The 17,229-nt window shown below is 59.2% G+C and carries 15 protein-coding genes; 4 read left to right on the forward strand and 11 right to left on the reverse strand.

Annotated elements, in window-relative coordinates; all coding sequences use genetic code 11:
• Positions 1-75 precede the first annotated feature (75 nt).
• Positions 76-456 (reverse strand): nitrite reductase small subunit NirD, encoded by a 381-nt coding sequence (gene nirD, locus Q6A51_RS01195; RefSeq protein WP_201017655.1) that lies wholly within the window; start codon positions 454-456, stop codon positions 76-78.
• Positions 456-3,014: a nitrite reductase large subunit NirB gene (nirB, locus tag Q6A51_RS01200; RefSeq protein ID WP_304573929.1), complete on the reverse strand. Its 2,559-nt coding sequence runs from the start codon at positions 3,012-3,014 to the stop codon at positions 456-458. The genes nirD and nirB overlap by 1 nt, the downstream gene beginning before the upstream one ends.
• A gap of 437 nt (positions 3,015-3,451) precedes the next feature.
• Between nirB and Q6A51_RS01205 the strand changes: the two genes are divergently transcribed.
• Complete coding sequence (locus Q6A51_RS01205; RefSeq protein WP_304573930.1) at positions 3,452-3,946, forward strand: GNAT family N-acetyltransferase; 495 nt, start codon at positions 3,452-3,454, stop codon at positions 3,944-3,946.
• 7 nt (positions 3,947-3,953) lie between these two features.
• Here Q6A51_RS01205 and Q6A51_RS01210 read toward each other — a convergent pair whose 3' ends face one another.
• The gene (locus Q6A51_RS01210; RefSeq protein ID WP_304573931.1) at positions 3,954-5,021 is read right to left on the reverse strand and encodes an alkene reductase; all 1,068 of its coding nucleotides are present in this window, start codon (positions 5,019-5,021) and stop codon (positions 3,954-3,956) included.
• Positions 5,022-5,158: 137 nt separating this feature from the next.
• Between Q6A51_RS01210 and Q6A51_RS01215 the strand changes: the two genes are divergently transcribed.
• Entirely contained in the window at positions 5,159-6,070 is a 912-nt protein-coding gene (locus tag Q6A51_RS01215; protein ID WP_304573932.1) for a LysR family transcriptional regulator, read from the forward strand.
• Here the strand turns inward: Q6A51_RS01215 and Q6A51_RS01220 are convergent.
• A complete protein-coding gene (locus Q6A51_RS01220) occupies positions 6,027-6,968 on the reverse strand; it encodes a LysR family transcriptional regulator (protein WP_201017651.1) in 942 nt (313 codons plus the stop codon). The genes Q6A51_RS01215 and Q6A51_RS01220 overlap by 44 nt on opposite strands.
• A 98-nt stretch (positions 6,969-7,066) precedes the next feature.
• Between Q6A51_RS01220 and Q6A51_RS01225 the strand changes: the two genes are divergently transcribed.
• A complete protein-coding gene (locus Q6A51_RS01225; RefSeq protein WP_201017650.1) occupies positions 7,067-7,930 on the forward strand; it encodes an aldo/keto reductase family oxidoreductase in 864 nt (287 codons plus the stop codon).
• A 77-nt stretch (positions 7,931-8,007) separates the two neighbouring features.
• Here the strand turns inward: Q6A51_RS01225 and Q6A51_RS01230 are convergent, their stop codons facing one another.
• From Q6A51_RS01230 to Q6A51_RS01245, 4 genes are all read right to left on the reverse strand, one after another.
• Positions 8,008-9,261, reverse strand: a complete 1,254-nt coding sequence (locus Q6A51_RS01230) for an OprD family porin (RefSeq protein WP_304573933.1) — start codon at positions 9,259-9,261, stop codon at positions 8,008-8,010.
• 89 nt (positions 9,262-9,350) lie between these two features.
• A complete protein-coding gene (locus Q6A51_RS01235) occupies positions 9,351-10,655 on the reverse strand; it encodes a CitMHS family transporter (RefSeq protein WP_201017648.1) in 1,305 nt (434 codons plus the stop codon).
• 117 nt (positions 10,656-10,772) lie between these two features.
• Positions 10,773-12,083 (reverse strand): dicarboxylate/amino acid:cation symporter, encoded by a 1,311-nt coding sequence (locus Q6A51_RS01240; protein WP_201017647.1) that lies wholly within the window; start codon positions 12,081-12,083, stop codon positions 10,773-10,775.
• A 75-nt stretch (positions 12,084-12,158) separates the two neighbouring features.
• On the reverse strand, positions 12,159-13,241 hold the full coding sequence (locus tag Q6A51_RS01245) for a 4-oxalomesaconate tautomerase (protein WP_201017646.1): 1,083 nt from the start codon (positions 13,239-13,241) through the stop codon (positions 12,159-12,161).
• Positions 13,242-13,408: 167 nt separating this feature from the next.
• Between Q6A51_RS01245 and Q6A51_RS01250 the strand changes: the two genes are divergently transcribed.
• A complete protein-coding gene (locus tag Q6A51_RS01250) occupies positions 13,409-14,299 on the forward strand; it encodes a LysR family transcriptional regulator (protein WP_025259696.1) in 891 nt (296 codons plus the stop codon).
• A gap of 64 nt (positions 14,300-14,363) precedes the next feature.
• On the opposite strand, the gene Q6A51_RS01255 is transcribed toward Q6A51_RS01250, so the two are convergent.
• From Q6A51_RS01255 to Q6A51_RS01265, 3 genes are read right to left on the reverse strand one after another with little or no spacing between them, the layout of a single operon-like run.
• Complete coding sequence (locus Q6A51_RS01255) at positions 14,364-15,155, reverse strand: ABC transporter ATP-binding protein (protein ID WP_304573934.1); 792 nt, start codon at positions 15,153-15,155, stop codon at positions 14,364-14,366.
• The gene (locus Q6A51_RS01260; protein WP_201017644.1) at positions 15,152-16,174 is read right to left on the reverse strand and encodes a FecCD family ABC transporter permease; all 1,023 of its coding nucleotides are present in this window, start codon (positions 16,172-16,174) and stop codon (positions 15,152-15,154) included. The genes Q6A51_RS01255 and Q6A51_RS01260 overlap by 4 nt, the downstream gene beginning before the upstream one ends.
• Positions 16,171-17,184 (reverse strand): ABC transporter substrate-binding protein, encoded by a 1,014-nt coding sequence (locus tag Q6A51_RS01265; protein ID WP_201017643.1) that lies wholly within the window; start codon positions 17,182-17,184, stop codon positions 16,171-16,173. The genes Q6A51_RS01260 and Q6A51_RS01265 overlap by 4 nt, the downstream gene beginning before the upstream one ends.
• Positions 17,185-17,229 lie beyond the last annotated feature (45 nt).

The raw sequence follows: 17,229 nt of genomic DNA on the forward strand, positions 1-17,229 counted from the left end.
ATTTCACAGCGACCACAGAAGAATCAGCCATACCCTTCTTGTGAAATAACACGCCAAGACTTGCCCTGAGATGGCCTAAACCGCGATTTCCACCTGTTCGCCATTCAGCCGTACCTGCCAGACTTCAAGTTGTTGCTCCGGGTATTCCACGCACGTGCCGTTGTGCAGACGAAAGTGCTGCTTGTACAGCGGCGATGCGATGACCAGTTCCCCGCCAATCTGCCCTATGAGGCCGCGGCCGATGACGTTGGCACCGGATTTGGGGTCGCGATTCTCTATGGCGTAAAGCTTTTCGCCTTCGCTGGTTTCAGGCAGGTAGAACAGCGCGACCTGTGCGCCATCGAGCCAGGCGACTACGCCGGAGTTGGCCACCAGATCCCGGCGCGAGCACAGGGTCTGCCATTGAGTGTGCGTGGCGGATGTTTTTTCGGCATAGGCCACATTGGACTGGCTCATCAGACCACCTCCTTGAACGGGATAAGGGCGATTTCTTCAGGTTTTGCAGGGCGGCGTTGCTCACGTTCCTTGACGAAGTGGACATCCGGGTCGCTGCGCTTGTCGTTGACGAAGGTGCGGAAGCGCTTGAGCTTTTCCGGGTCCTTGAGGGCGTTGGCCCATTCGCATTCATAGCGGTCGACCACCAGTTGCATCTGCGCTTCCAGCTCTTCGGCCAGCCCCAGGCTGTCGTCGATGATCACGGCCTTGAGGTAATCCAGGCCGCCTTCCAGCGACTCGCGCCAGACCGAGGTGCGTTGCAGCTTGTCGGCGGTGCGGATGTAGAGCATCAGGAAGCGGTCGATGTAACGGATCAGGGTTTCGTCATCCAGGTCAGTGGCGAACAGTTCCGCATGGCGTGGGCGCATGCCGCCGTTGCCGCTTACATAGAGGTTCCAGCCGTTTTCGGTGGCGATGACACCCACATCCTTGCTTTGTGCTTCCGCGCATTCGCGGGTACAGCCAGAAACGGCGAACTTGAGTTTGTGTGGCGAGCGCAGGCCCTTGTAGCGGTCTTCGATACGCAAGGCCATGGCCACGCTGTCCTGTACGCCATAGCGGCACCAGGTACTGCCCACGCAGGATTTCACGGTCCGCGTCGATTTGCCGTAGGCATGGCCAGTCTCGAAACCGGCTTCGATCAATTCGCTCCAGATATCCGGCAGTTCGTGGAGTTGTGCGCCGAACAGGTCGATACGCTGACCGCCGGTGATCTTGGTGTACAGGTCGTATTTCTTGGCCACGGCACCGATGGCAATCAGGCCGTCCGGTGTGATCTCGCCACCGGGAATGCGCGGCACCACCGAGTAAGTGCCGTTTTTCTGCATGTTGGCCATGAAGGTGTCGTTGGTGTCTTGCAGTGGCACCAGCGAAGGCTCGGTAATCTGCCGGTTCCAGCAGGACGCGAGAATCGAGCCGACGGCAGGTTTGCAGATGTCGCAGCCATGGGCGCCCTTGCCGTGGCGGGTCAGCAGTTCCTCGAAGGTTTCGATGCCTTCGACGCGGACCATCGAATACAGCTCCTGACGGGTGTAGGCGAAGTGTTCGCACAGGCTCTTGTCGACGCTGACGCCACGGGCGATCAGTTCATGCTCGAAAACCTGCTTGAGCAAGGCTGCGCAGCCACCACAACCGGTGCAGGCCTTGGTCTGAGTCTTGATGCCGGCCAGATCGGTACAGCCTGCATCGATGGCCGAGCAGATCGAGCCCTTGCTGACGTTATGGCAGGAGCAGATGGTTGCCGTGGCGGGCAGGGCATCGGCCCCCAGGGTCGGCGCGCCTTCGCCACGGGGCAGGATCAGGCTGGACGGGTCGGCGGGCAGGGGAATGCCGTTCTGCGCGTATTGCAGCAGGGTGTCGTAATAACTGTTGTCGCCCACCAGCACCGCGCCTAGCACTTGCTTGCCATCGGCTGAAACCACCAGGCGGCGATAGCTGGAAGTGGCTTCATCGATAAAGCGGTAGCTGACTGCACCCGCCAGTGCGCCATGGGCATCGCCAATCGAACCGACGTCCACGCCCAGCAGTTTGAGTTTGGTGGACATGTCGGCACCGAAGAAAGGATCGGCTTCCTTGTCGCAAAGCTGTGCTGCAACGCTACGGGCCATCTGATAGCCCGGTGCAACCAGACCGAAGACGCTGCCATTCCAGGCGGCGCACTCGCCAATTGCATAAATATCCGCATCGCTGGTGCGGCAGTGTTCATCGATGGCAATACCGCCACGAGGGCCGAGTTCCAGTTCACACTGGCGAGCCAGCGCATCCTGCGGGCGGATACCGGCAGAGAACACGATCAGATCGGTTTCCAGGAATTCGTCGTTGGCGAAGTTCATGCGATAGCGATACTGCTTGCCGTCGCTGATCGACTGCGTGGCGCGGGACAGATGCACGCCAACGCCCAGAGCCTCGATCCGGGCCTTGAGGGCCGCGCCGCCAAGATCGTCCAGTTGCACCGGCATCAGGCGTGGCGCGAACTCCACCACATGGGCTTCAAGCCCCAGGGATTTCAGGGCGTTTGCCGCTTCCAGCCCCAACAGGCCGCCACCCACGACTACACCGCGACGCGCCTTGCTGGCGGCGTAACGAATGGTGTCCAGGTCTTCGAGGGTGCGGTAGACCAGACGTGAGTCGCCTTGCGCACCTTCGATTGGCGGCACGAACGGGAACGAGCCCGTGGCCATGATCAGCTTGTCATAAGTGAAGCAGCCTTCAGCGGTGATGATCTCGCGACGATCCCGGTCGATCTCCAGCACTGGAACACCCAGATGCAGGGTCAGCCCGGCTTGCTGATAGAGGGCCGCATCGCTCATGGCCAGGGATTCGGCATCGCGGCCGGTGAAGTATTCGGAAAGATGCACGCGGTCGTAGGCACGCTGGCGTTCTTCGCCGAAGACATGAATGCGATAGCGATCAAGGGCGCCGCCTGCGATCAACTGCTCGACGCAATGATGACCGACCATGCCATTGCCGACGACGATAAGGGTCTGTACATCGCTGAAGGGTAAGACTGTGGTGTTCATAGCAAGTCCCGGCCGAGGCCAATCAGGTTTTTCAAAGCCAAAAAAAAGGCGCCCGGAACCTTTCGGTTCCAGGCGCCTTTGCCTGTTATTCATCAAGTGTTTTGGGTGTCATCGGGCGACGTTGCCGGATGCACCGCCCGACCACATTCATGGTGGGGTTATCGGAGACTATGCAGGGGGTGTGCCAGCTTGCCCGAAGGCCTGTTTTCAAGGGGTTATGACTGGATAGAGCGGCGCAGGCCCGCTTTGCATTGGTGCGTCATGGGGCGGCAATGCTGTAAATCTGTGCATGAATACCCGGTAGGAGCGAATTTATTCGCGAAGATTATTCCAGACATATAGAGATGAATTGGATGTACCGGCCTCTCGCGAATGAATTCGCTCCTACCCGGTTTTGTGTTGTATTACCCTGCGTTACCCCAGCCAGGTCAGTTGTAATGAACATCACCATCACTGAAGTCCAGCCTGCCGACATTCCCCGCGCCATCGACTTTGTCATGGCGGCCCGCGCCGAAATATTTCCCATGCTCGATGCCAGCACCGTTCCGGCTGATCTGGCCGACTTTGAACAGGTCTATCTGGACGCGAAGGACGGCAAGTTCCTGATCGCCTGCTGCGAAGGCCGGATCATCGCAGCCATCGGGTATCTGCCTTACGACCATCGCTTTGCTCAACTGGACTACGCAGGCCACAGAACGGTGGAGATTGTACGTCTGTTCGTCAGCCACGAATTCAGAGGTGCCGGGCTGGCAGGGCGGTTGTACGAAGCGCTCAAGGCGCAGGCCGATGCCAGTGGCGTCGAGGTGTTGTATCTGCACACCCACCCGTTTCTGCCGGGCGCGATCCGCTTCTGGGAAAAGCAGGGCTTTGTGACGGTCGATGTAGAGGACGATCCGGTCTGGCAGACAACGCATATGCATTGTCTGCGCTGAGGGACAGTCAGGCGTTCAGGACGGGGTAATCGGTATAGCCACGTTCTTCACCCTGGTAGAACGTCGCCTGATCTGGAGTATTGAGCGCGGCTCCCTGCCGGATGCGTTCAACCAGATCCGGGTTGGCCAGAAAAGGTGTGCCGAACGAGACCAGTTCAGCGTCGCCTGCCTGAATGGTCGCCTCTGCCCGATCCGCATCAAAGCCGCCATTGGCTATATAGGTTCCGCCAAATTGCTGTTTCAGCTTCACGAAGTCGAAGTGGCCTTCGCCAAACTGCACAACATGCAGGTAAGCCAGACCGTAACCGCTCAGGGTTTTTACGGCGTGCTCGAAGGTCGACTGTGGAGTGCTGTCGCTGACCGAGAAAATATTGAGGTTGGGGGAGAGACGTACACCGGTGCGATCTGCACCAAAAACCGGGATCACCGCTTCGACCACTTCCTTGAGGAAGCGAACGCGATTTTCGGCAGAACCGCCATATTCATCGGTGCGCAGATTGGCGCCATCGCGCAGGAACTGGTCGATCAGGTAGCCATTGGCGCCATGGATTTCCACACCGTCAAAGCCGGCAAGCTTTGCATTCTCGGCACCCTGGCGAAACTGCGCGACAACTCCCGGGATTTCATCCAGCGCAAGAGCCCTGGGTGTTTCATAGGGCTTGAGCCCTTGCGGGGTATACAGCTCACCTTCGGCCTTGATGGCTGAGGGCGCTACGGGTAGCTCGCCGTTGGCTTGAACCAGCGGGTGAGAGAGTCGCCCGACATGCCACAGTTGCAGGAATATACGTCCTCCTGCCGTGTGTACTGCGTCGGTAACCTGCTTCCAGCCCGCAATTTGTGCCTGCGTGAAAATGCCAGCCGTTCGCGGATAGCCTTTGGCCTGAGCCGACACCTGTGAACCTTCAGTGATGATCAGGCCGGCATTTGCCCGCTGACGGTAATATTCAGCGACGAGAGGCGTAGCAGCATCTCCTTCACCTGCACGGCTGCGGGTCATGGGTGCCACCACCAGACGGTTCTTCAAGGGCAGGGATCCGAGTTGGAAAGGCGATAGCAAGGTTTCGTGATTGCTCATGGATATTTCTCTGACAGGTAGGGCCTAGGGTCGGCCTGAAAGTGATTGCAGGTGCGAAGAAGATAAAAGGCCGCCTGTCTGTTTACTAGATGGACTAATTGTATTTAACTCGTCCATATTTCAATGGAATTGGCCAGATGCTTGATCTCAATGATGTCGCGCTCTTCGTTCAGGTCGTGCGTTACGGCAGCTTTGCCGAGGCCGCGAGGCGCATGGGGATTCCGTCCAATACGGTGAGCCGTCGCGTACAGCAGCTTGAGGCGCAATTGGGTTCCAGGCTGTTGCAGCGCTCGACGCGCAAGCTCACCCTGACCGATGCCGGGAAGACCTTTCACGAGCGCTGTGCCGGTGCCGTGGATGATCTGGCCGATGCCGGTCAGGCATTGATGATGGGCAGTCAGGAGTCCAGCGGGCTGATGCGTGTGGCAGTGCCTGCCGACTTCTTCGATGTCTTTCAGATGGAGTGGGTCGCCGAATTCATGGCGTTGTACCCCAAGATGCGGCTCGAATTCGTACTCAGTGATGACAAGGCTGACCTGATTGCCGATCAGATCGATGTTGCGTTTCGGGGTGGGCCGCTTAACGATCTGGGTTATGTCAGTCGGCAGATTCTAGGCACCAGCAGCAGTGGACTCGTGGCCAGCCCTGCTTATATCGCCGAGCATGGGCAACCCGAAACCTTGCAGGATGTGGCTGGGTTTGACTGCGTAGGCTTTTCCCATCCCAGCGGTTTTGCCACATGGCGCCTCGACGGGCCTGACGGTGTTGAAGAAGAGGTTCAGGTGACCTGCCGGTTCATCGGCAATACTGCGCAATCACTGCGCAAGGCCTCAATGGCCGGGCTTGGCATAACCTTGCTTCCCGCCACGCTTACCCACGCGGATCTGCAGGCTGGCCGGCTTGTATCGGTACTCCCGCAATACCAGCGCGCAGGCCTCAGCCTGAATGCACTTTACCCGAGTCGCAAACATCTTCCCGTTGCGGTGTCGGCGTTCATGGAGTTGGTCAAGGAGAAAATAGGCCAGATTTTCTGCTGTCAGGCCGGGTGAGGTTCTGCTCTTTGACAAAGTCCACAAATGCCCTGAGCGGGGAAGGCAGGTAGCGGCGACCGGGATAGTAGAGATAAGGCCCGGAAAACTCCTGCCACCAGGTTTCCATCACCGGTTCCAGTGCTCCACTTTGCAGATGCGGTTGAATCCACTCCTCGAAAAGATAAATGATGCCCAGGCCATCGATTGCCGCCTGGACCGCCAGGTCGTAAGCCCCTCCAGCCCTGACCAGCAAAGGGCCAGTGGGGTCTACGCAAACGGTTTCGCCATCACGTTCGTACTCCCAGAGCGGCATGGCGCCACTGGCGAATTTACCCCGTATGCATGAGTGTTGCAGAAGGTCTTGCGGATGCTCTGGGCGACCATGGGCCTTGAGATAGGCGGGTGACGCTGCTGTCGCCATGCGCTGGAGTCTCGGGCCGATGGGGATGGCAATCATGTCTTTTTCAAGACGTTCATCGTAACGAATCCCGGCGTCACAACCTTCCTTGAGCATGTCGACAAAGCTTTCTTCGATGACCACTTCCAGGCGGATGTCGGGGCAGGCTTGCAGAAAGGGCGTGATGATTGCGGGCAGTACCAGTCTGGCCGCGCTGGCAGGTACGTTCAGCTTCAGGGTGCCGGAAGGGCCGTCGCGGAAGTCATTCACCACATCCAGGGATGTCTCGACCTCGGCAAGGGCTGGAACGATCCGCTCCATCAAGCGCGCACCCGCCTCGGTGGGCATTACGCTGCGCGTAGTGCGATTGAGCAGACGCACGCCGAGCCTTGCTTCGATGCGCCGCACGGCATCGCTGAGGCTGGAGGCGGATTTGCCGCTGGCCCTGGCTCCCTCACGAAAGCCTCCGGCTTTTACGACAATCACATAGGACAGCAAGTCCTGGATATCTGCGGGCACTGTTCTCTCCGGCGTACAACCTGTGCGGATTGCACTGTATTATCAGTGGAGTCGTCAATGCCTATAGTGGCCTGAACACATTTCCCGAGGTGGACGACATGAGCAATGCACGCAAGGCAGGTTCTTTCTTGTTGGGCGACCGTACGGTCAATCGCATGGGCTATGGCGCGATGCAATTGGCCGGTCCCAATGTCTTCGGCCCACCCAAAGACCCGAAAGCGGCAGTGGCTGTTTTGCAGGAAGCACTGGCATCGGGTGTCAACCATATCGATACCGCGGACTTCTACGGCCCGCATGTGACCAACCAGTTGATCCGCGAAGCCTTGCAGCCATACCCGGACAATCTGGTGATCGTGACCAAGGTCGGCGCCCTGCGCGGTGCAGATGGTTCATGGAACCCGGCACCGAGCCCTGCCGAACTGACCCGCGCGGTGCATGACAACTTGCGCAACCTGGGGCGCGATGTGCTGGATGTTGTGAACCTGCGGGCCTGGGGCAGCCAGCAGGCTCCCGAAGAGGGGCCGATCGAGGAGGCGTTCACGACTCTGGCCGAATTGCAGCAACAAGGGTTGATTCGTCATCTGGGCCTAAGCAATGTCACGGCGTCGCAGATCAAACAGGCTCAAGGAATCGCCAGGGTTGTCTGTGTGCAGAACCATTACAACCTGTCTCACCGGGCAGATGAACAGCTTATCCAAGAGCTGAGCCAGCAAGGCATTGCCTACGTGCCGTTCTTTCCCCTCGGTGGCTTCAGCCCGTTGCAATCGACAACCCTGTCTTGCGTCGCGACTCGCCTGGGTGCCTCGCCTCTGAACGTGGCGCTGGCCTGGCTGCTGCAACGCTCGCCCAATATCCTGCTGATTCCGGGGACCTCTTCGGTTGCGCACCTGCGCGAAAACCTCTCTGCCAGTGAGCTGGTGATCGAGCCGGATCTGCTGGCCGAGCTTGAAGAGTTGGCATGAGCCCTTTACGAGACTTTATATAAAGAGCAGGCGAGTGATGGTCAGCTACAAAACCTCACTCGCCGACCGGTATCCGGTCACCAGAGTGCAATCTCATAGGTAATGTAAATCCGGTTGCTGTCACGCCCCCGTGCGTAATCCGAGCGGTAAACATAGTTGCGCAGCTTCATGCCCAGCCCTTTGAAGGTCCCGCCTTGCAGCACATAGGCCAGTTCGGCATCGCGCTCCCACTCGTGCAGCCTTGCCGAGCCGGACTTGCCATTGTCGCCACTCAGATATTTGGTCGTAAACGACAGGCCCGGTATGCCAACCCGTGAAAAGTCATAGCCATAACCGAGCATCCAGGTCTTTTCATCCTCTTCGATGAATTTGCCGATCCCGACATTGGTGAATGAGTACACGGTTGCGCCGCTTATATAAGGCAGGCCTGCATCCCCGCTCAGTGTCTGGTAACCGCCGCTGAAGCTGTGCCCGGCCAGAGCGTAGGTCAGTTGCCCGCTGAGCATGTCGTTATCGATCTTGCCATCTCGCGCCGCGCCGGCATCCACGCTATGGAAATAACGCAGATCGCTGGTCAGCACGCCTTTGCCAATCGGCAGGTCGTGCTGGATCGAGGCGAAGTTCTGGCGGTAGAAATCCTCAAGCTCGCCATGGAAATAGCTGAGGCGAATGTTCTTGCCGAGCTTGTAGTCCCCGCCGATATAAGAGAAGTCCGAGCCTTTGCCAGTAAAACCGTCGGGAACGATCGAGCGGCTGTCCGAAGAGTCGCGCAACTTGAATTGATCCAGATGGCCGCCGGTGAGGGTCAGGTTGTCGATGTCGTTGCTGGTGAACTGGGTGCCCTGATAAGTCTGTGGCAGCAGGCGAGCGTCGTTGTAAATCAGCACCGGGTTTTTGGGCAGCAACGAGCCGTATTTGACGGTGGTCTTGGCCAGACGCATTTTTGCGGCTGCGCCCAGGCTGGCAAACTCATCCGCCGCACGTCCGTCGCCATGCACCGGCAGCAATCCGGTGCCGCTACGGCCCTTGCCCGAGTCGAGCTTTACGCCCATCAGCCCGAGTGCATCGAGGCCAAAACCCAGAGTCCCCTGAGTAAAGCCGGACTGATAGTCGAGCAGGAAGCCTTGTGCCCACTCGGTACGCTCGCTTTTGGCTGTACTCGCCGCACGGACGCTCATGCCGTTCTCGTCCCGGAAGTTTTCATTGAAGTAGACGTTGCGCAGTTGCAGCTTCAGCTTGCTGTCTTCAATGAAACCCGCAGCGCCGACACTGGCGCAGGGCAGGGCTCCCAACACGGAAAAAATGGCTCCACGCTTGAAAAACATACTCATGCTCAATACTCGTTGTTGTTATTGGAGGTGCAGTGATCCGCAGGTCCTTTTCAGGACCCGTGAGTAGTCGTGTTACGGGGTGGGTGAGGTCAGACGAACAGCGTCAGGGCTCCGGTCAGCAGAGCCAGGGCCGTGACCACAAGGGAGGTCAGCACCGCCCATTTCAAGGTGGCTTTCTGGAACTCACCGATGTCGCGGTCGATCATGCCGACCAGCAAGAGGGTCGAGGCCACCAGCGGGCTCATCAGATGTACCGGCTGGCCCAGAATCGAAGCCCTGGCAATTTCCAGCGGGCTGATGCCATAGGCGGCTGCGGCATTGGCAAGGATCGGTACCACGCCGAAGTAATAAGCGTCGTTGGACAGCACAAAGGTCAGCGGCATGCTGGTCAGGGCGACGACCAGCGGGAACAGATGCCCCCATTGCGGTGGAATCCAGTCCACCAGGGTCTGCGCCAGGGCGTCGACCATCTTGGTGCCGGAGAAGATCCCGGCGAAAACCCCGGCGGCGAAGACCAGCAGCACCACGGTCATGGCATTGCCGGAGTGGGCCAGGATGCGTTCTTTCTGAATATCCAGTTGCGGGTAGTTGATCATCAGCGCGACGACGAAACCGATCAGGAACAGCACGGCCGAGTGCATCAGGCCCGTTACCAGCGCAATCATCACGGCAATGACCAGCGCCAGATTGACGTAGGCCAGTTTGGGGCGTTTGTGCGGCGTATTGCCCAGTATTTCGTCGATGTAGCAATCACCGCCGCCGCTCTGCAACTGCACGTTGCCTATGCGTTTGCGCTCGGCGCGGCCCAGCAGAAAGGCCGTGAACACCACCCAGGCAGCACCGCCGATCATGGTGGGCAGCAACGGAATGAAATACTCGCCGGCATCCAGGCCCAGCGCGGCAATGGCTCGGGTTGCAGGGCCGCCCCATGGCGTCATGCCGCTCATGATGCTCAGGGAAAGCATCGATATGATGCCGAGGATCATCGGGTTCATGCCAATGCGCTTGTACAGCGGCAGCATGGCTGCGCAGGTAATCATGTAAGTGGTCGTGCCATCACCGTCGAGGGCGACAGTCAGTGACAAGAGCGCGGTGCCCACCGCGATCTTCATCGGGTCGCCATTGACCCGCTTGAGGATCTTGCGAATCAGCGGGTCGAACAGGCCCGAATCGATCATCAGGCCAAAGAACAGGATGGCGAACAACAGGAGGGCCGCGGAGGGTGCGACCATTTTCAGGCCGTCGAGCATCATTTTGCCGGTGGTGCCGCCAAAGCCGCCAATGATTGCGAAAACGATGGGTACCAGAGTCAGCGCGACAATCGGAGACAAGCGTTTGGACATGATCAGGTAGGTGAACACCACGACCATGGCCAGGCCAAGAAAGGCAAGCATATGGATATTCTCTTGTTGTTATTCATGGGCAAGCGAATGCCGCCGGGCCTGCAGGGCATCGCGTGAACGATGCCTTGCCTGCTCGAATGGATATCGATTGATTTGTGTATGTGTGTGTCAGGTGCGCTCGGCAGCCTGCGCAGTGCTGTCCCATTGCGGGGTGTCAGGCGTGGCGGCGATGGCTTTCCCGTCGAGGCGTTGCATGAGTGCCTGGCGGTCACATGCGTTTTCCGACAGGGAGATCACCACCGTCGCGACGGCGTTACTGGCCAGACTGGTCAGCGCCCGGGCTTCGGACATGAAGCGGTCGATACCGATCAGCAATGCCAGGCCTGCCAGCGGAATATCGTGGATGACGGTAAGGGTCGATGCCAGGGCGACAAAGCCGCTGCCGGTCACACCCGCCGCGCCCTTGGATGACAGCAGCATGATTGCCAGCATGGTCAGGGTCTGCGTCATGCTCAGTTCGATATTGCACGCCTGGGCAATGAAAATGGCGGCCAGGGAAAGATAGATCGCTGTGCCGTCCAGGTTGAAGGAGTAACCCGTTGGCAGTACCAGGCCGACGACGCCTTTCTTGCAGCCCAGGGCTTGAAGTTTCTCCAGCATGCGCGGCATGACAGGCTCGGTTGAGGATGTGCCAAGCACCACCAGAAACTCTTCGCGAAAGTAACGCAGCAGTTTCCAGAGGCTGAAGCCGTGAGCGCGGCAGATTCCGCCCAGTACTACGAACACGAAGAAGCCGCAGGCGATGTACAAGGTCATGATGAGCTTGGCCAGCGAGCCCAGAGACGTAATGCCGTACTGGCCCACGGTAAATGCCAGGGCACCAAAGGCACCGATCGGAGCGAAGCGCATCAGGTACGAGAAGATCTTGAAGACCATGTGCGATGCCGATTCCAGCACATTGAGCACCGGCTTGCCACGCTCGCCCAGCGACGACAGGGCGAACCCGGACAACACGGCGATAAACAGCACCGGCAATACTTCACCCTTGTTGAACGCGCCGATGAAGGTGTCCGGGATGATGTGCATGAAAAAGTCCACGACACCCAGTTTCGCGGCGGAGTCGGTGTACTGGCTCAGTCCGGCAGTGCTGAGTTTTGCCGGGTCAATGTTCATGCCGACGCCTGGCTTGATCACATAGACCGCGATCAGGCCGATGAGCAGGCTGACCACCGTCAGGGCGAGGAACAGCAGCATGGTCTTGCTCATCAGGCGCCCGAGAGAGCGCTTGTCGCTCATGCCGGCAATGCCGGTGACGATGGTGCAGAACACCACCGGCGCGATCATCATTTTGATCAGCTTGATGAACGCATCGCCCAGAGGTTTCAGGGCGATGGCTTGTTGAGCCCAGAAGTGACCGACCAGAACCCCGAGGATCACGGCGCAGATAATCTGAAAGTAGAGCGATTTAGCGATTTTCATGTTGCATCACCCATTATTGGAGTTGTTCTGATGCGGTACTCGATGTCAGGCAGAGCACGATGCAGCTGTAAAACGTCAGCCCGCCAGCAGTTGCGCGGCCGGGGCATAGACCTCGCCGGAGAACAGGCGACGTGCCGTGCGAACCACCGAAGCGCGGATGGTTTGCCCGTTTTCTCCGACATAGGCCAGTGCGACCTGGATCGAACCGCTTGGGTGCTCGATTCGTACTTCTTGCAGGCGCGTGGCCCCGGTATTACCCAGCAAGCGGGCAACAACGGTGTCTTCGCTGACGCAGGCGGTGGCCAGGCCGATAGAGCCGGTAATCGCCAGGGCCTTATGACAGTTATGCGGCATGAAGTAGCGAACCTTGAGGGTGCCACCGGCGTCGGGCAGCGAAACCAGTACGGGTTTGGGGATCACTTTGTCGCTCACATCTCCCAGCCCCATGGCCATTCCCGCGCGCAAGCGTAAAGCTTCGAGCCTGCGCAGGAAATCCTTGTCGGCATCCAGTTCGGCGGGCGTTTCATCGCCACGCTTGCCCAGCAGGGACGCTTCGATGATGACCATGGGCATGGCCATGTCGATACAGGTCACCGGCACGCCGTCGAAGATGTCAGTCTGTTGGCCGGTGGGGAACAGCTTGCCGGTCTTGCTGCCGGCCGCGTCCAGAAAAGTCAGTTGCACAGGCGCTGCCGTACCGGGTACACCGTCGATGCGGGTCTGGCCTTCGTAGCTGACCTGACCGCCGGGTGTGTAAACATCGGCGCAGACGAAGGTGCCGGTGTTGAGGTTGCGAATCCGCACCTGAGTGACGTCGCCGCTCGCCTCGACCAGACCCTGCTCCACCGCAAACGGCCCTACGGCGCAGAGCATGTTGCCGCAATTGGGCGCAGTATCGACGCGGCGCTGGGAAACCATGACCTGTACGAACAGGTAATCCACATCGGCATCTTCATGGGTCGACGGGCTGACGATTGCCACTTTGCTGGTCTGCGGGCTGCCGCCACCGATGCCGTCGATTTCCAGCTCATGGCCCGAGCCCATGAGGGCCAGCAGCAACTCATCACGCTCAGCGGTCGATGAAGGTAAATCACTGGCGAGAAAAACCGGCCCTTTGGAGGTGCCGCCGCGCATCAGGACGCAGGGAATCGGTTGCATGATTTCGGACTCTTGTTGATCAATTGGGGTAATTGATGTGTTGAAAGCAAGAGTCCCATGGATTTTTAAGCGTATCCAATGCAAAGATCGTAGCTATTATTCCACTTTGGTAAATAATAACTCGCTGGTCTTGAAGGCCCATCGCAATCCACCAAAAGGAAAATAATGTGGAATATGAGCTGCAAGATATTCGATCGTTCGTGAAAATCGCTGAACTTGGCAGCTTCCATGAAGCCGCTGAAGTGCTGCATATTTCCCAGCCAGCGCTCACCCGGCGAATCAAGAAGCTGGAGCAGGGTCTGGGCACCTCATTGCTGGATCGCACCACTCGCCGGGTCAGCCTGACCAGTGTCGGCCGCGATTTTTTCCCCAAGGCGCGACGGCTTCTGGATGATTTCGAGGACTCGATTCTCAATATCAGGGAGCTGGCAGAGCGCCAGATTGGCCAGGTGACTCTTGCCTGTATTCCCACGGCTGCTTTCTACTTTCTGCCTTCCGTGATCCGCCTGTACAACGAGCGTTACCCCAAGATTCGCATCCGCCTGCTGGACCTCAGTGCCAATGAAGGTCTGGAAGCCGTGTTGCGAGGGGAGGCTGATTTCGGCATCAACATGATGAGCGGGCAACACCCGGATATCGAGTTCGTGCCGCTGGTCAAAGAGCCTTTCGTGCTCGCCTGTCGGCGCGATCATGAACTGGCAAAGCGGGAGTCGGTTGCCTGGATCGAACTCAGTGAATATCGCCTGATCGGTGTTGGCCGCCTGAGCGGCAACCGGATGATTCTCGACCATGCGCTGGCCGGGTTGAGCTGGCGGCCAAAGTGGTTCTATGAAGTGCAGCACCTGTCGACATCGCTGGGCATGGTCGAAGCGGGGCTTGGAATATCCGCCATGCCCAGCCTGGCGATGCCGGCTGAAGGGCATCCGACCCTGGTCAGCGTTCCGCTGGTAGATCCGGTGGTTGACCGGACTCTGGGCCTGGTTTCCCGGCGTGGCGCGTCACTGTCACCTGCTGCCGAAAAGTTCGTGGCGATGCTGCTGGAGCAATGGCCTCAGTAAGGATTCAGCCAAGGCGCGGTTTACCCGCGTAGGAGCGAATTCATTCGCGAAGCGGTGTTCGTGGTCAGCAAGGCCGCAGACGCAGTATCCGTGCACCATCGAAAGGATCGGTCAGCCAGTGGGCCCTGACGCCGAAAGTGCTATGCAAACGCTCGGGTGTCAGCACATCCACAGGCTTGCCCAGTGCAACCATCTGACCGTTTTCCATCACTGCCACACGGTCGCAATCCAGCGCCTGATTGAGGTCGTGCAAGGCAATGACGGTGGTGACAGGCAAAGACCTGATCAGCCCCAGAATCGACAGTTGATGCTGGATATCCAGATGGTTGGTCGGCTCGTCCAGTAACAGGATCTGCGGCCGTTGCGCCAGTGCCCGGGCGATATGGGTGCGCTGGCGTTCGCCGCCGGACAGGGTATGCCAGGCGCGCTTGATCAGGTGCAGCATCCCGACATCCTGCAAGGCCTGACGGACGATGGCGTCGTCGCTGTCGCTCCAGGGTTCCAGCGCCGACAGCCAGGGCGTGCGGCCCAGTTCGACGGCGTCCAGTACGGTGATTGCGTCGCTGGTTTCGGCCTGTTGTTCGACTACCGCCAACAGTTGGGCGATATCGCGGCGCTTCATACTGGCCAGTGCCTGCCCATTGAGCTGCACCTGACCGCTGGACGGCGATTGAAGGCCTGACAGCAGCTTGAGCAGTGTCGACTTCCCCGAACCGTTGGGACCGACAATGCCAAGGGTTTCACCCGGCGCAATGCTCAGATTCACGTCCTTGAGCAAGGCCTTGTCCTTGAGCGAGTAGCCAAGCCCTGAGCAATGCAGTACCGGCGTGCCGAGGATGGGCGAAAAGGCATTCATCGTGTGGTTTTCCCCCGGATAAGAATCATCGCGAAAACGGGTGCGCCGATCAGTGCGGTGATGACACCAATCGGCAAGACCTGGCCCTTGATCAGGGTGCGGGACAGGATGTCGGCGGCAATCAGAAACAGTGCGCCGCACAAGGCGCTGAGCGGCACCAGCCGGGCATGGCGGACGCCGGCGACCATGCGCACGGCATGGGGAATCACCAGCCCGACAAAACCGATGGAGCCGACAATGGATACCATCACGGCCGTAACCAGCGCTGCCGAAGCGATCAGCACGATTTGCACGCGCCGTACCGGGATGCCGAGGGACGCTGCCGAATCGCTGCCGAAGGTGAATGCATCCAGTGCGCGCCGATGCCAAAGGCAGACCAGCAAGCCGATCAGCACCACCGGCACCGCCAGCCATACCGAATGCCAGCGCACGCCACTGAGGTTACCCAACAGCCAGAACATGATGCCTCGTGCCTGCTCGGCGCTGGCGGATTTGGTGATGAGAAACGAGGTCAGGGCATTGAAAAGCTGCGACCCGGCGATCCCGGCCAGAATGATATGCCCGGCTGCGGTCGGGCCATGGGAAGAACGGGCGAGCAGGGCGACCAGCGAGAAGGCCGCCACCGCTCCGGCGAAGGCTCCCGCCGACATGGAAATGGCTCCGGCGCCCAGGCCCAGAATCGCCACCAGCACAGCGCCCGTCGAGGCGCCGGCGGAGATGCCCAGCAGATAGGGATCGGCCAGCGGATTACGCAGCAACGATTGCAGCACCACACCGGAAATCGCCAGCCCCGCGCCACAGGCCGCCGCCACGATGGAGCGGGTCAGCCGGTAGTTCCAGACAATCCCTTCATCGATGGGGTCGAGCACATAGCCGGCAGCCCACAGTTTGTTCGCCAGCACCTGGAAGACCACAGGCAGGCTGATGCTGGTTTCACCGATGGCAGCGCCCGCAACAATGGCCAGCAGTAGAACCGCTGTAACCCAGAGCGTGTGGCCGAGCGCGGTGACCAGTTTCATTGGCCGGCGTTGTAGCGATTGGCGGCTTCGGCCAGTTCTTCTATGCCAGTGAACAGCCGGATGCTGGCCTGCATGGCATCGGCATCGATGATCACGATACGGTCATGCTTGACCGCCTCCATGTTGCGGGTCACCGGGTCGGATTTAAGGAATTCGAGTTTCTTGCGGTAATCGTCGGCCGGAAAGCGACGGCGATCCATGCGCGCGATCACCAGAATGTCCGGGTTGGCCTTGGCGATGGTTTCCCAGCCCACGGTCGGCCATTCTTCGTCGGATTCGACGATATTGCGCATGCCCAGGTTATTGAGCATGAAGTCCGGAATGCCTTTGCGGCCTGCCACATAAGGGTCGATGTTGATATCTGCGCTGGAGAACCAGAACACTGCGGACACATCCCGCTCCTTGTTCTGTTTGACGTTGGCGACCGCATGGGCCAGACGACTGCGCAGTTCTGCAACCAGTTGCTGACCGCGATCCTGTACGTCGAATATCCGGGCCAGTTGTTCGATGCTCTTGTAGATGGTGTCGATGCGGAAGGGCTCCAGGCGCGTGCCGTCGGCACCTACCAGATTGTCCTTGCCTTCGCAGTCGGACGGCATGATGTAGGTCGGGATCTTCAAGTCATGAAACTGCTGGCGGGTGCCGACCACGCCCTGAGCGCCCACCATCCATTCAAGCTGGACGGCCACCAGCTCCGGGCGCTTGCCGATGACGGCCTCGAAACTCGGGTCGTTGTCCGCCAGGCGCTCGACCTTGTCGTTCTGCGCCTTGAAGCGCGGCAGCACATCGTTGAACCACAGCGAAGTACCCACCAGCTTGTCGCCCAGCCCCAGTTCGTAGAGCATTTCGGTCCCGGACTGGCCGATGGTCACTGCCTTGCGCGGCGCATGCTCGAACGTCAGCTTCATGCCACAGTTTTCGACAGTGAGCGGGTATTGAGTGGGAGCGGCAAGGCTCAGGGTGGACAGGCTCAGACCGGCGATGAGTGTGGCAAGGCGAGGCAGTGACATGTAATGCGATCTCCGTTTCGTACGTGCAGGGCGCAATGTACAGAC

It is taken from the genome of Pseudomonas serbiensis (assembly GCF_030580745.1).
GTDB classification, from domain to species: domain Bacteria; phylum Pseudomonadota; class Gammaproteobacteria; order Pseudomonadales; family Pseudomonadaceae; genus Aquipseudomonas; species Aquipseudomonas serbiensis.

Coding starts and splice junctions, on each gene's coding strand:
- nirD (WP_201017655.1), bottom strand. CDS start 456: ATGAGCCAGTCCAATGTGGCCTATGCCGAAAAAACATCCGCCACGCAC.
- nirB (WP_304573929.1), bottom strand. CDS start 3,014: ATGAACACCACAGTCTTACCCTTCAGCGATGTACAGACCCTTATCGTC.
- Q6A51_RS01205 (WP_304573930.1), top strand. CDS start 3,452: ATGAACATCACCATCACTGAAGTCCAGCCTGCCGACATTCCCCGCGCC.
- Q6A51_RS01210 (WP_304573931.1), bottom strand. CDS start 5,021: ATGAGCAATCACGAAACCTTGCTATCGCCTTTCCAACTCGGATCCCTG.
- Q6A51_RS01215 (WP_304573932.1), top strand. CDS start 5,159: ATGCTTGATCTCAATGATGTCGCGCTCTTCGTTCAGGTCGTGCGTTAC.
- Q6A51_RS01225 (WP_201017650.1), top strand. CDS start 7,067: ATGAGCAATGCACGCAAGGCAGGTTCTTTCTTGTTGGGCGACCGTACG.
- Q6A51_RS01230 (WP_304573933.1), bottom strand. CDS start 9,261: ATGAGTATGTTTTTCAAGCGTGGAGCCATTTTTTCCGTGTTGGGAGCC.
- Q6A51_RS01235 (WP_201017648.1), bottom strand. CDS start 10,655: ATGCTTGCCTTTCTTGGCCTGGCCATGGTCGTGGTGTTCACCTACCTG.
- Q6A51_RS01240 (WP_201017647.1), bottom strand. CDS start 12,083: ATGAAAATCGCTAAATCGCTCTACTTTCAGATTATCTGCGCCGTGATC.
- Q6A51_RS01245 (WP_201017646.1), bottom strand. CDS start 13,241: ATGCAACCGATTCCCTGCGTCCTGATGCGCGGCGGCACCTCCAAAGGG.
- Q6A51_RS01255 (WP_304573934.1), bottom strand. CDS start 15,155: ATGAATGCCTTTTCGCCCATCCTCGGCACGCCGGTACTGCATTGCTCA.
- Q6A51_RS01260 (WP_201017644.1), bottom strand. CDS start 16,174: ATGAAACTGGTCACCGCGCTCGGCCACACGCTCTGGGTTACAGCGGTT.
- Q6A51_RS01265 (WP_201017643.1), bottom strand. CDS start 17,184: ATGTCACTGCCTCGCCTTGCCACACTCATCGCCGGTCTGAGCCTGTCC.